This window comes from Pseudomonas sp. NFX98 (assembly GCF_047784845.1).
Lineage (GTDB): Bacteria > Pseudomonadota > Gammaproteobacteria > Pseudomonadales > Pseudomonadaceae > Aquipseudomonas.
Genome location: NZ_JBLNNF010000027.1, coordinates 12,578 through 25,905, shown reverse-complemented (window position 1 = coordinate 25,905; position 13,328 = coordinate 12,578). Strand labels below are relative to the sequence as shown.

Genomic DNA, 13,328 nt, shown 5'->3' with positions numbered 1-13,328 from the left:
CACCATGTTCAAGACTTGGCTTTGCATCGTTTGCGGCCTGATTTACGACGAGGCGCTGGGTTGGCCCGAGGATGGCATCCTCGCCGGCACGCGCTGGGAAGATGTTCCCGAAGACTGGATCTGCCCGGAATGCCACGTCGGCAAGGCTGATTTCGAAATGCTCGATATCAGTGAATACACGCAGGCGGTGACAGCCGTCAGCACGCCTCCGGTAGCGGTCGCTGCGCCTGTCATTGCTACGGCACCGCGCCAGCCGATTGTCATCATCGGCAGTGGTTATGCCGGTTACGGCCTGGCCCAGGCGTTGCGCAAGGCAGACCCGAAGGTCGAGATCCGTGTGCTGACGCAAGAGTCCGGTCACCTGTATTCGAAACCCGCGCTGTCGATCGGACTGTCCCAGGGCAAAAGCGCCGAGGCATTGTCCGGCGAATCACCGCTGGCGATCGAGCAGCGCTTGAACATCCGCGTGTATCCGCACTGCAAAGTGCTGGGCATCGACAGTTCGGCGCGGCGCTTGCGTACCAGTTTCGGCGAAATGGACTATGGCCAGTTGGTGCTTGCCAGCGGTGCACAGCCGATTCGCTTGCCGATTCAGGGCGACACTTCAGCGCTGATCAGCGTCAATAACCTGCAGGATTATCACGGGTTCCGTGAGCGTCTGACCGGTGTGCGGCGCGTCGCGATCCTGGGGGATGGCCTGATTGGTTGCGAATTTGCCAATGACCTGGCCCACAACGGTTTCAGCGTCGATGTCATCGGTCTGGGTCGTTGGCCGATGGAGCGACTGTTGCCTGCCGAGGCGGGGCAGGTGCTGCAAAACGCTCTGAGTGAATTGGGGGTGACGTGGCATCTGCAAAATACGCTGGAGGCCATCGACTCCACCGCTCAGGGTTATCGCTTGAAACTCGCCAATGGCCAGACCATCGAGGCCGATCTGGTGTTGTCTGCCGTGGGTCTGCGTCCCGACCTGAGCCTGGCAGAGAGCGCTGGCGTAGTGGTTGGGCGGGGCATTCAGGTGAACGCTCAGTTGCAAACCTCTGTACCGGGCATCTACGCCTTGGGTGACTGCATCGAGGTCAATGGACAACTGTTGCCGTATCTGGCGCCGATCAATCAAGGCATTCAGGCGTTGAGCAAGACATTGCTCGGACAACCCACGGCTGTCGATTACCCGTTGATGCCGGTGACGGTGAAGACGCCAGCGGTGCCGCTGTGTCTGTTGGCACCCGCTAGCGCCGGCGAAGGTGAATGGCGCTGCACGCCGACCGACGATGGCTTGAGTGCCGGGTTCTACGACACCACGGGCCAGCTCAATGGTTTTGTCCTGCTTGGTCGTCAAGCGCAAACGCAACGCAGCGCATTGCTGCAGTCCTGTCAGCATTCCCAGCAGGCGGTTGCCTGAGGCTCGAATCATGAAAAACACCATCAACCTGCCATTTGATGACTCGAGCTGCGGCTGGTACGCAGCGCTGCCTGAGCAACCGTCCTGCCAACGCTTGTCCGGTGAGCAACGCGCCGACTACGCCGTGATTGGCGCGGGTTTCGCCGGCCTCGCCGCTGCCCGCCGTCTGGCCGAGCATCATCCGCAGGCCCGTATCCTGCTGGTGGATGCGCAACGGGTCGCCCATGGCGCCTCGGGGCGCAACTCCGGTTTTGTGATCGACCTGCCGCACAAATTTGCCCTGGAGCATCCGGACCCTGCGCACAAACAGCGTTTGCTGTCGCTCAACCGTTCCGCGATTTCGCAGCTGCAAGGGCTGGTGCAAAACCATGGCATTGATTGCCAATGGTCCCATGCCGGCAAGTATCAAGGCGCCGTCGGTGCACGTGGCGAGGCTTACCTCGATCATTTCGAGCGACTCATGAGCGACCTCGGCGAGCCATTCCGCCGGGCCGATTCCGCTGAGCTGGCCAAGGTGTTGGGCACCGACCATTACAGCGGCGCCATCTACACCCCCGGCTGCTACCTGATGCAACCGGCAGCGCTGGTCACCGGCCTGGCTCGCACATTGCCGAGCAACGTCGAATTGCTGGAAGAATCCCCCATCCAGCGTCTGGAGCGCGACGGACGTGGCGGCTGGATTTTGCACGGCACGGCAGGGCTGATCCGCACGCCGCAATTGCTGTTGGGCACCAGCATCTTCACCCAGGAATTCGGTTATCTGCGCAATCGCCTGTTGCCGGTGATGACCTTCGCCAGTTGGACCCGCCCGTTGACCGATGCCGAACTGGCCACCTATGGCGGCCAACTGGATTGGGGGCTGACCCCGGCGGACCACGCCGGCACCACCGTGCGCATGACTCAGGATCGTCGGTTGATCATCCGCAACACCTACAAGCACGTACCCAAATACGGGCGCAGCACCAGCGACGGCATGCGTTCGAAAGTGCGTGATTCACACCGCAAGGCATTCCTGGCGCGCTTCCCGCAACTGGCCGACGTGCCTTTCAGCCATACGTGGGGTGGCGTCTATGCGATCTCGCGCAACTTCACCAATTTCTTTGGCGAGCTGGAACCGGGCGTGCATGCCTCGGCGTGCGACAACGGCGTCGGTGCAGCCTGGGGCACCATTTCCGGGACGATGCTTGCCGATCTCACCGTCGGTGCCGATTCGGCGCAGCTGAACGATATTCGCGCCGTGACCGGCATGCCGTCGCTCAATCCGCCGGAACCCTTCCTCGGCCTCGGTGTTCGTTCGCGCATTCATCTGGCGGCCTGGAACAGCCGGAGCGAGCTATGAGCCCTGCGGACAAAGGCAAAAGCCGCGTGTTGCGTATCGACCATCAGGACCTCGACTTTACCTTCCGTGGCGGCCCGCCCGGCGCCGCGTATGTGGCGCGAGCCATCAGCAACGAAATCTCGCCGAACATCGGTGTGGGTTTCGCGCGCTGGGAAGGTGCACAAGTCGCCTGGACGGTGCTCTACGACGAAGTGATTTTCGTGATCGAGGGTTGCTTCGAACTGCAGGTCGGCGACGAGCTTTTCCAGGTCACGCCTGGCCAGTTGCTGTGGATTCCCGAAGGCACCGAGCTGGTGTATGGCGGGCATGCGTTGTTCGGGTATGTGGTTCACCCCGGCAACTGGAAGCAACTTCACGGCTTGGCTTGACGCGCAATTATCGGGGGATCGGAACGGTGATAAAACTCACAAAAACCTTCGGCGCCCTCTATCTGGCCAGCTTGTTGATGCAGTTGGGATCGACCTTGCTGATGACCTATCTGGCGCTGCGTCTCAATGCGATGGGGTCGACCGAAACGGCAGGCGGTGCGTTGATGGCCGCCAATGCGTTGGGAATGGTGCTGGGTGGCTGGGTCGGGCGCAGCCTGATCGCGCAGGTCGGGCACATTCGGACCTATGCGGCTTGCGCCGGAACGATTGCGGCGGCGGTGTTGGCGCATGAGTTCAGCACCTCATTGCCGTTCTGGCTGGTGCTGCGTGGGCTTGGTCGGGCTGGCCATGATGTGCCAGTTGATGGTGCTGGAAAGCTGGCTCAACGATCAGGCTCGCACCGAACAGCGCGGCAGTGTGCTGGCGTTGTACATGGTCGCCAGTTACGTGGGCATGATGCTCGGTCAACTGGCCTTGAGTCTCGACGAGGGGCTGGGCATCCGTGCACTGCTGGGTGTGGCGATGGTGTTTGCGCTGTGTTCGGTGCCGGTGGCACTCACCCGCAGCGCACATCCGACGGCGGTGCCTTCGGCCTCGATTGATCTGCGGTTGTTCCTGCGGCGCATTCCTCAGTCGTTGGTGACGATTCTGGTGTCCGGCATGATCAACGGCAGCTTCTACGGATTGGCGTCGATCTATGCGAGCAAGCAGGGCTTGGGAACGGCGCAGGTTGGTCAGTTCATGGCGTTGACCATCGGTGCCGGGCTGTTGGCGCAGTTGCCGCTGGGCTGGCTTTCGGACCGATTGCCCCGTGCGAGCCTGATTCGCGCAGTGGCGGTGTTGCTGGTGCTCATCAGCCTGCCGCTGGGCTTCGATCAAGCGCCTTCGTTCATGACCTTGCTGTGGTTCGGCGCGGGCATCGGCTTTTTGCAGTTCTGCCTGTATCCGCTGGGCGTGGCGTTGGCCAACGACAACATGGAGCCACAGTTGCGGGTTTCGCTGTCGGGCATGCTGTTGATCACCTTCGGTGTCGGCGCCTGTTTCGGTCCGCTGATCGCGGGTGTGTTGATGGAGCACTTCGGCACTTCGAGCTTCTACTTTTTCTATGCGGGCAGTGCAGCGTTGCTTGCGCTGTGCGTGGGCCAGGCGAAAGTCACCGGCAAGCACCTGCAAAAGGATGCGCCACTGCAACACCCATCGACACCCAACGGGATCGCCAGCTCCAGTCTGGCGTCGGTCGTCGAGCCTGTCAGTGAGTGCGTGGACGGACGTTGAGCGAAGGAGGGCGGAGCGGATTTATTGATGCGTTTTTCTCATGAGTCGGTGACTAAAAATGGTTTGAACGATGGTCAGGTTTCAATCATCTTGGCGATGCTGCCAAAACCGAGATAGACCGGAATTAAACTGCAGATAAACAGCGCGCTGACATCAGTTGATATCAGGCGATAAGCATCTTGCGGAATACTCTCTAAAACCCTTAAACAAAAACAAAAGGGGAAAACAATGCGTGCGCAATCAGGCATGTTAAAAGGCTTGAACCCGAATGTGACTGTCGCTTCGATATTAGCGGTGATCTCATTTGTTCTATTTTGTGCATTTAAAGATGAGCAGGCAGCCAAGGCTTTTAAAATGGCTTCGGTGTTTATCCTGCATAACTTCAAGTGGTATTACCTCGCCCTGATCAGTGGCGTACTCGGCCTGCTGCTTTATATCTCCGTCAGCCGTTTCGGCAATCTCAAGCTGGGCACCGAACATGACCGGCCCGAGTTCAGCTTCGCCTCGTGGATTGCCATGCTGTTCAGCGCCGGGATGGGCATTGGCCTGATTTTCTGGTCGGTGGCAGAGCCCATGCTGCACTACGCCGACAACCCGTTCTCCAAGGGCCTGACGGACGAGTCTGCAACCCTGGCGATGCGCATCACGCTGTTCCACTGGGGCCTGCACCCGTGGGCGATTTTCTCCATGATTGGTCTGAGCCTGGCGTATTTTGCCTACCGTACAGGTTTGCCGCTGGCCCTTCGTTCGTTGCTGTACCCGCTGATTGGCGACCGCATCTACGGCTGGATCGGTCATGTTGTCGACATTATGGGCGTGGTTATCACGGCGTTCGGTGTTTCGCAATCTTTGGGGTTGGGTGTCGTTCAAATCAATACCGGGTTGCATCAGGTATTTGGTATCCCGGTGAGTGTTGGGTTGCAGTTATCCATCATTCTGTTTGTGAGTATTGTTGCCTGCATTTCGCTACTTGCCGGGTTGTCCAAGGGCATGAAGCGTATCTCCACGCTTAATATGTATTTGTCATTCATTTTGATGCTGGCGGTACTTGCGATTGGACCGACCCGCTACATTCTGAACCTGATGTTTGAGTCCACTGGCGACTATGTACAAAACATCGTCGGCCTGAGCTTCTGGATGGACACGCAAAAAGACAGCGAATGGCAAAACTGGTGGACAGCGTTCTATTGGCCTTGGTGGATGACCTGGGGTCCCTTCGTCGGTCTGTTCATTGCGCGGATCTCCAAAGGCCGGACCATCCGTGAACTGGTAATCGGCGCGTTGGTGGTGCCGACCATGGTGACCATTCTGTGGATGTCGGTGTTCGGTGGTGCGGCGTTGAAAAACGAGCAGCAGGATCGTCAGGCTTACCAAGCGTCTGTCGCCAGCCAGATCGTGACTCAGGAACAGCCGAAGTTCGAAGGCGGCACGGTGCTGCTCGCCACCAAGAAAGAAACCACGGCGGCCATGTTCACGCTGCTTCAGTCGCTGGATGGACCTTCGATTGGCGCCGCGCTGTCGATATTGGTGTGCGTGTTGCTGGGTGTGCATTTTGTCACCACGGCGGATGCCGGAACCCAGGTGTTGTGCACCTTGTGTGCGCTGGGCAGCACCAATCCGCCGAACTGGATCCGGTTGCTGTGGTGTCTTCTGGAAGGTGCGATTGCCGCAGGTCTGCTGTTGGCGGGTGGGCTGAAGGCGATTCAGATGGCGAGTATTGCTGCCGGTTTGCCGATTGCGATGTTGCTGCTGGTGATGTCGTACACCTTGATTCACAGCTTGCGCAAGGAAATGCCGAGCGTGCCGGCGTGGACGCCAGCGGTGGATGGTTTGCCGGACATTGAGCGTCGTGAGTCGGTGGGGCGAATGGGTTCGTTGGCTGCTGCGCAGGCTTAATGATCTGGTGTACATATCCGTTTCTGCGGTAACGGCGGCTGAAGGTTCCGCCCTTACGGCGGGTCACTTTGGGGCCCCAAAGTAACCAAAGGGCTTGGCCCCTGACGTACGGCCCTTCGCTTAGGCTCAGGGTTCCCTCGCTCCGGTCCTGCTCCGTGGGCCCGCCGCCATCGGCCATCCATGGCCGGGGGCGGCTAACCCGGCATCCTTGCCGGGTTGCCCACTGCGCAGAACCTCCACTCGGCCTTCCGACGGGGCAGATCAAAATCAAAAACCAAGGCGAGGCGGCCTGATAGCCGACCTGACCTCCGATGAACGCATTCCCCCTCATTTCGTTAACAGTGTTTGTCCGGCGCTGCGCTGTTTGGCGCCGGGGTAAACACCTAGCATCGTCTCTACGGAATGAGCCCACGCCATGGGTTCACAACGTACAAGCAAACCCACTTGAACGAGACGGTGAACCTCATGAACATCTCAAAAATCGCGATTTTCCTGGCACTCAGTTGTATCGGTGCGCAGGCCTTTGCCGAAGAAAGCCACGCCAAAGTGTCGAGAGACCAGACACCGGTTGAGACTTACACCTACGGTTCGAAACTGGACGTGAAAAAGGTCATCTCCGTGACCGATGTTCCACCAGAGTGCGGTCCGGTATCGGCGCAAATGACCTATGAAGACTCCCAAGGTCAACGGCATGTCTTGCAGTATCAAGTCATGGGCACCGGATGCTCGAACGGTTGAGTGCCGTGGTGACGGTGGAGGGTCGACACTCCATCCGGGCAGGGCGGGTACATTCAGTTGTTTTTGGCGTGTTTTGACGAACGCGCAATTTTGTCATCGGTCGCCAGCAACCCGGGCAGGTAGTCCTTCAGGAACTCCACCCAGGTTTTTATTTTTGCATCGACGAATTTTCGTGAAGGGTAGATCGCAAACAGGTTCAACTCTTCAAAATGGTACTCCGGCAGCACCCGCACCAGGGTGCCGGCCTTGAGCCCGGCCACGGCAGACGCAATGGGCTGAATGCCGATCCCCATGCCACGGGTGATGGCGACGGTCATCGCATCGGCGGTGTTGACGTGAAACGGTGACACCGGGGTGCTGACAGTCTCCACGCCTTCGGGCCCTTCGAACACCCAGTGTTCAACCGGCATGACCGTGTTGACGATCCTCAAACAATCATGCGCAGCCAGCGAACCCGGTGTGTCGGGCATTCCGTGTTTCTTCAGGTACGCCGGCGAGGCGCAGAGGATACTGTAGGTGATGCCTAGCCGCTGCGCGACAAACCCCGAGTCGGGCAAGTCCCGAGCCAGCACGATCGACATGTCATAGCCTTCCTCAAGCAAATCCGGCAGCCGATTGGTCAAGGTCAGGTCAAACAGGACCGAGGGATGTGTCTCGCGGTATTGGGCGATGGCGTCGATCACGTAATGGTTGCCGATGGCCGACATCGCATGAATCTTCAAGCGGCCCACAGGGGTGATCTGTGCGGTGCCTGCTTCCTCCTCGGCTTCACGCAGTTCCTCCAGAATTCTCTCGCAGCGTTGCAGATAACGTGTGCCGGCCTCGGTCAACGCCAGGCGGCGGGTCGTACGGTTGATCAGGCGGGTTTGCAGACGGGCTTCCAGACTGGAAACCGCTTTGGAAACGTTGGTCGTGGTGGTGTCCAGCAACTGGGCCGCTGCGGTAAAGCTGCCGCTTTGGGCGACAGCCATGAAGCAGCGCATGGTCTGGAAAACATCCATCGGTTTCACCTCAAAGTATCGCCAAAAAAAGGGACGGTCGGTGCCGTCCCTTGTCGTGCATTACTGTTTGCGCGGGATGAATCCCGGCACACCCGTCTCGACCACCGAATTGAAGCGTATCCGCGTTGTGATCTCTTCGCGAATTTCCAGCATGGCCCGGTGCGGCAAGGTAGCGATATCGAAGTTTTCGCGGATACGGCTTGGTGTTGCCGAAGTAGTCAGGAACGCTACACCCCGTTGCACAGCCCAGGCCAGTAATACTTGGGCCGGAGTGCGCTGCAAATGCCGGGCGATCCCGGTAATCACTTCGTCTTCCAGCACGTTCGGCTCCATGCCATGGCCGAGCGGGGCGAAGGCGAGGACCACGATGCCATGCTCCTTGCAGAACTCCAGCAGTTCCCATTCCGGCAAGTACGGGTGGGATTCGACTTGCACCACGGCGGGTTTGATCCGCGCCTCGGCCACGATCTCTTTCAGCGCTTCCAGGGTGATATCGGACAAGCCGATTGCGCCGCAACGACCCTCATCCACCAGTTGCTCAAGCGCGCGCCAGGTGTCGATCAGCTTCACGTCACCGTCGTAGAGGATATGCCCGAAAGCGTCCCGCGGGTCTTGATCGTCGCCCGCCTTGAAGGCGAAAGGCGTGTGGATCAGGTAGCAATCGATGTAGTCCACCTGGAGCCGACGGCAACTGGCTTCGAACGCCGGCAACACGCGCTCGGGACGGTGGTTGGTGTTCCACAGTTTGGTGGTGATGAACAAGTCTTCGCGCCGCGCCTTACCCGCGTCCATGAATGCTTTGAAGGCAACGCCAACACTTTCTTCGTTGCGATACCGCTCGGCGCAATCGAAATGGCGGAACCCGGTTTCCAGTGCGTGGGTGATCGCCTCGGTGGTGACGCTCAGGTCCTTGAACAGAGTGCCGAAGCCGACGGCGGGCATTTTCCCCGTACCGTGATTCAGCGCAAATTTTGTATCGCGAAGTTCATCGTGAAAGGCTTCGTAGGACATGTCATTACTCCAAATATCGAGGCCGCAGCCTCTACTGATACGAACGATGTGGGGCTTCGCGGCTGGCAACCCGTTGCTCGAAGACGCCAATGGAATTGCCGCCGAGGGCGACAAACAGCTGCACGGTGTCGAGGTACTGCGCGGTCTTCACGCGGATATGGCCCAGCAACGACTGCTGATAGGCTCGCTCGGCTTCCAGCACCTGGAGGATGCTGTTCTCGCCTTGGGCATAGGCTTGCTGGTTCAACCGCAGGCTGGTTTCGGCCGCTTGCAGGGCGTCTTCCTGGGCACGGAATTCTTCCGCGTCGTGGTTGATCGCTTGCAGCGTGTCCGCGACCTGGCCGAACGAGCTGATGACGGTCTGCTGATAGCCGGCGAGCGTCGCGTTGTAGCCTTCGACGGCTGCCTGCTGCTCAGCCTTGAGGGTTCCGCCGTTGAAGATCGGTGCCGTCAGGCCCGCAGCAAAACCCCAGAGCGCGGCACCGCCATTGCCTGAAGCGGCCTGGGCCAGCGACGCCGACAGCGTCACTCGCGGATAGAGATTGGCGGTCGCCACGCCAACGGCGGCGCTGGCGATGTGCAGCTCGGCTTCGGCCTGGCGCACGTCTGGCCGGTCGTGGGCCATTTCCGAGGGCAGGCTGACCGGCACGTTCGACGGCAAGGCGAATTCGTCGAGCTGGAAGTCCGGCGCGATCCAGTCCGCCGGGCCTTTGCCGGTCAGGATCGACAGCGCATGACGGGCCGCATCACGTTGCTGGGCCAATGGCGGCAGCAGCGTGCGGTCCTGGGCAAGCCGCGTCTCGGCCAGCGACACATCAATCTGCGTGGTCGTGCCGTTGATCAGCGCCGCGCGTACCAATTCGAGGTTCTTGGTGTCGTTGGCCAGCAGTTTCTCCACGGCCAGGATTTGCGCATTCGCCGAGGCGATCAACAACGACTGGCTGGCAACCTCGCCGGTCAGGGTCAGGTACGCCGCTTCATAGCGATGCTTTTGCAGATCGGTGAACGCTTGTTGTTGTTCGACCAGTCGTTTATTGCCACCGAACACATCCAGGTCGAAGCCGACCCGTGGCCCGATCGCATAGAAGTTGGAGATCGAAGGTTCCTTGGCGTTGTGCACCCGTTGACGACCCGCCGTTGCGCCGAAGTCGACCTGCGGGTACAACGCGCCTTGCGCCGCCGCTACGGATTGCGACGCCTGGCGAATGGTTGCATCGGCAGCGACCAGTTCAAGGTTGCCGTCGATGGCCCGGCTTACCACCTGATCAAGCTTGGGCGAGCGGAAGGCGGACCACCATTGCCCACTGACTTTCTGGCCAAGCGCGATGCGCTGCTGGCCGCCGAGATGTTGTTCGGCCTGTTGATCGTAATGCTGCGACGGGCTCGCCTCAGGTGTTTTGAAGTCAGGGCCGACGGTGCAGGCCGAGAGAAAAACCAGCGCCGACAATGCCGTGAGTTTCGGTTGGAACAGATGACTGGATTTCATTGGGCACACTCCACGAAAACTAGTTGGCCGCAGCAGGTTTGCGAAGAAAGAGAATCAGCGGGCTGACCACCAGCATCGCCACCATCAGGATCTTGAACTGGTCGACAACGGCGATGAACGCAGCCTGGTGGGTGATCAGGTGGTCGAGCCCTTCAAGTGTCGGCAGCGGCAGCGATGCGGTGCCGAAATGCGCGGCGGCGCTATAGGGCGTCACGTTGTTGCCAAGCGCCAGATGCATCGCCTGCGTATTGTTGAAGAAGAAAATCTGCACGATTGCCACGCCAATGGTGCTTCCGTAAACACGGGAAAGATTGAACAAACCGGTGCCTTCCGGACGCAGCGCAGGGTCGAGTGTGCTGAACGCAACCTTGGTCAGCGACGGCATCAACATGCCGATGCCGATTCCCTGGATCGCGCCGGTCACCGCAACCGGCGACCAGTCCATCAACGGCGAATAGCCGAGCATTAACCAGTTGGCATAAATCACCGCGCCGGCGCCTGCCGCCACGAACCAACGACGGTCGAAACGCTCAGGCACGCGCCCCATCAGCAGGAACGCGCCCACCAGCCCGATACCGCGCGGGATGGTCAGGGCACCGGTGGTGTCAGGCGGGTAGCCGAGGATTTCATCGAGCATCGGCGACGTCAGGGCCATGGTCGACAGCAGCACGAAACCGACGGCGAAAAAGATGATCGTCGACAGCACGAAATTGCGATCGCGGAACAGGCTCTTGTTGAGGAAATGCGCCTGTTTGGTCAACACATGCACCAGGAACAGGTACAAACCCAGTCCACTGGCCAGCGCCTCGATCCAGATTTCCGGCGAGTCGAACCAGTCCATGCGTTCACCACGGTCGAGCAGCATTTGCAGGCTGATCAACGCCAGCGTGAAGGTGCCAAAACCAAAGAAGTCGAACGCTGGCGCCTTCGCGGCTTTCTTCTCGGTGAGCAACAGCGCTACGACCAGGAAGATGTACGCCGACAACGGCAGGCTGACGTAGAAGATCGGACGCCAATCGAAATGTTCGGCGATCCAGCCACCGATGCTCGGGCCGCTGACGATGCCCACGAGCACGATGGCGGTCCAGGTCGCGCCGAACTTCATGCGTTTCTCGGGCGCCAATGTCTCCATGGCAATCGCCATCGACAGGGGCGCCAGCACGCCACTGGCCAAGCCTTGAATGATGCGTGCGCCGATGAATTCCAGCGGCGTGCTGGAAACAGTGGCCAGCAGCAAGCCGAGCACGAAGAACGCCAGCGCGGCTTGATACACAAGCTTCAAGCCAAAGCGCCCGGCAAGCCACTGGGCAATCGGCATGGTGATGGCACTTGCCGCCAGGTACGCGGTGAAAATCCAGCCTGCCTGGTCGTCGGTCATCGAAAGGCTGCCTTGAATCAGCCGCAATACCGCATTGGGCAACGGCAGGTTCGCCGACTGCATGTAAGTCGCGAGCAGAACGGCCAACCTGAGCGAGCGCGCACTGCTTGCATTCGGGGTTGTATCTGCATGGGCGTTCATTAGAAGTTACCTGCCGTCAGCAACGATTTGAGCGGATGCCACCATGGCGTGCTGTAACCGGTGTCGACCTTGACCGTGGCGCTGGTGCCCGAAAACAGCGGCAGGGCAGGGTCGGCGTCATCCAGTTCGAGGCGAACCGGTACCCGCTGAACCACCTTGACCCAGTTGCCGGTGGCGTTTTCCGGTGGCAGCAGGGCGAAGTCCGACCCGGCGCCGGGGCTCATGCTGGTGACGTGGGCCTTGAACACGCGATCCGGGTAGGTGTCGATGCGGATGGTCGCTTCCTGCCCGGGGCGCATGTGCGTGACCTGGGTTTCGCGGAAGTTGGCCTCGATCCAGATTTCGTGGTCGGAAATCAGAGCAAACGCAGGCGCGCCGTTGTTGAGGTAGTTGCCCACCTGCAAGTCATCCACCTTGGCGACGATGCCATCGGCCGGCGCATAAACCGTGGCGTACGAAAGATACAACTGCGCTTCGTCCAGATGAGCCTTGGCTTCACGAACGCTCGGATGACTGTCGGCTTCGATGTTTGGGTTGCCGTTCAAAGCCACGACGGTGCTGGCGATCTGTTGCTCGATGGACGCAATGCGCTGCCGTGACACCTTGAGGTCGGTTTCCGAGCGTTCAAAAAGGGAGCGGGAAACGAATTCGGTCGCCACCAGCGCTTTCTTGCGGGCAAATTCCTTCTGGTCGAAACCCGCCGACTCTTTCGCCGATTGCAGTTCCGCCTGTTGCTGGCGATAGCTGGCCTTGAGGCCGTCAATGCGCAACCGCGCGACGCTCAGTTGCGCTTCGGCACGATTGATTGCGATCTGCAATGGCTTGGGATCGATGCGAAACAGCACCTGGCCCTTGGTGACCTTCTGATTGTCTTCAACGGCGATTTCTACAACCTGACCGGAAATCCGCGCGTTGATCGAAGCTTTGGCCACTCGGGCGTAGGCGTTATCGGTGGTGACGAAAGGTACGCCGGCAACGTAATGGGCGTAGCCAACGGCGGCGAAGAGGGCGGGCAAGCCCACCATCAGCCATGGCCGCAGTTTTTCCTTCAAGGGTTTCTTGATGGGTGATTGGGCCGCGAAGGCCTGGGAAGCCGGGATATCGATTTGGGTAGTCATGATCGAAAGCACCTTTAACCGGGGAATTCGGGCCTGGAGCTATCGCCTGGCGCCGATGTGAATAAATGCTGTTTGAAAGCAAACCCGCAGGCGGTTGGGAGGATCGCTCCGCCGCCTCTGTTTCGTCGCTGCAACACCCGGTTCGAGCTTCGCGTGAACAAACATGGATCAAGGA

At 59.7% G+C, this 13,328-nt stretch carries 13 protein-coding genes and 1 pseudogene; 7 read left to right on the top strand and 7 right to left on the bottom strand.

The features are described 5' to 3' along the window. Positions 1–4 precede the first annotated feature (4 nt). The 4 genes and pseudogenes from ACM110_RS27680 to ACM110_RS27665 all read left to right on the top strand — a co-directional run. Positions 5–169 (top strand): annotated as a pseudogene (locus tag ACM110_RS27680) (rubredoxin); the annotation flags it as partial. Next, a complete protein-coding gene (locus tag ACM110_RS27675) occupies positions 158–1,402 on the top strand; it encodes an FAD-dependent oxidoreductase (RefSeq protein WP_416130311.1) in 1,245 nt (414 codons plus the stop codon). The pseudogene ACM110_RS27680 and the gene ACM110_RS27675, both read left to right, overlap by 12 nt. A gap of 10 nt (positions 1,403–1,412) precedes the next feature. Next, the gene (locus ACM110_RS27670) at positions 1,413–2,741 is read left to right on the top strand and encodes an NAD(P)/FAD-dependent oxidoreductase (RefSeq protein WP_416130261.1); all 1,329 of its coding nucleotides are present in this window, start codon (positions 1,413–1,415) and stop codon (positions 2,739–2,741) included. After that, the gene (locus ACM110_RS27665; protein ID WP_416130260.1) at positions 2,738–3,109 is read left to right on the top strand and encodes an ethanolamine utilization protein EutQ; all 372 of its coding nucleotides are present in this window, start codon (positions 2,738–2,740) and stop codon (positions 3,107–3,109) included. The genes ACM110_RS27670 and ACM110_RS27665 overlap by 4 nt, the downstream gene beginning before the upstream one ends. On the opposite strand, the gene ACM110_RS27660 is transcribed toward ACM110_RS27665, so the two are convergent. Beyond that, a complete protein-coding gene (locus tag ACM110_RS27660) occupies positions 3,094–3,399 on the bottom strand; it encodes a hypothetical protein (protein WP_416130259.1) in 306 nt (101 codons plus the stop codon). The genes ACM110_RS27665 and ACM110_RS27660 overlap by 16 nt on opposite strands. On the opposite strand from ACM110_RS27660, the gene ACM110_RS27655 reads away from it, so the two are divergent. Continuing rightward, a complete protein-coding gene (locus ACM110_RS27655; RefSeq protein ID WP_416130258.1) occupies positions 3,398–4,384 on the top strand; it encodes an MFS transporter in 987 nt (328 codons plus the stop codon). The two genes, ACM110_RS27660 and ACM110_RS27655, sit on opposite strands and share 2 nt — an antisense overlap. Positions 4,385–4,458: 74 nt before the next feature. On the opposite strand, the gene ACM110_RS27650 is transcribed toward ACM110_RS27655, so the two are convergent. After that, a complete protein-coding gene (locus tag ACM110_RS27650; RefSeq protein ID WP_416130313.1) occupies positions 4,459–4,770 on the bottom strand; it encodes a hypothetical protein in 312 nt (103 codons plus the stop codon). On the opposite strand from ACM110_RS27650, the gene ACM110_RS27645 reads away from it, so the two are divergent. Then, positions 4,655–6,280, top strand: a complete 1,626-nt coding sequence (locus ACM110_RS27645; RefSeq protein WP_416130310.1) for a BCCT family transporter — start codon at positions 4,655–4,657, stop codon at positions 6,278–6,280. The genes ACM110_RS27650 and ACM110_RS27645 overlap by 116 nt on opposite strands. A 465-nt stretch (positions 6,281–6,745) precedes the next feature. Continuing rightward, a complete protein-coding gene (locus ACM110_RS27640; RefSeq protein ID WP_191630508.1) occupies positions 6,746–7,018 on the top strand; it encodes a DUF2790 domain-containing protein in 273 nt (90 codons plus the stop codon). 53 nt (positions 7,019–7,071) lie between these two features. Here ACM110_RS27640 and ACM110_RS27635 read toward each other — a convergent pair whose 3' ends face one another. From ACM110_RS27635 to ACM110_RS27615, 5 genes are read right to left on the bottom strand one after another with little or no spacing between them, the layout of a single operon-like run. After that, positions 7,072–8,019: a LysR family transcriptional regulator gene (locus tag ACM110_RS27635; protein WP_416130257.1), complete on the bottom strand. Its 948-nt coding sequence runs from the start codon at positions 8,017–8,019 to the stop codon at positions 7,072–7,074. A gap of 60 nt (positions 8,020–8,079) precedes the next feature. Further along, positions 8,080–9,030, bottom strand: a complete 951-nt coding sequence (locus ACM110_RS27630) for an aldo/keto reductase (protein ID WP_338581596.1) — start codon at positions 9,028–9,030, stop codon at positions 8,080–8,082. Between the two features lie 31 nt (positions 9,031–9,061). Beyond that, on the bottom strand, positions 9,062–10,516 hold the full coding sequence (locus tag ACM110_RS27625; RefSeq protein ID WP_416130256.1) for an efflux transporter outer membrane subunit: 1,455 nt from the start codon (positions 10,514–10,516) through the stop codon (positions 9,062–9,064). A gap of 19 nt (positions 10,517–10,535) precedes the next feature. After that, positions 10,536–12,035, bottom strand: coding sequence for a DHA2 family efflux MFS transporter permease subunit (locus tag ACM110_RS27620; protein WP_416130255.1), 1,500 nt, complete (start codon positions 12,033–12,035; stop codon positions 10,536–10,538). Continuing rightward, positions 12,035–13,153, bottom strand: a complete 1,119-nt coding sequence (locus ACM110_RS27615; protein WP_416130254.1) for an HlyD family secretion protein — start codon at positions 13,151–13,153, stop codon at positions 12,035–12,037. The genes ACM110_RS27620 and ACM110_RS27615 overlap by 1 nt, the downstream gene beginning before the upstream one ends. Positions 13,154–13,328: the final 175 nt, after the last annotated feature.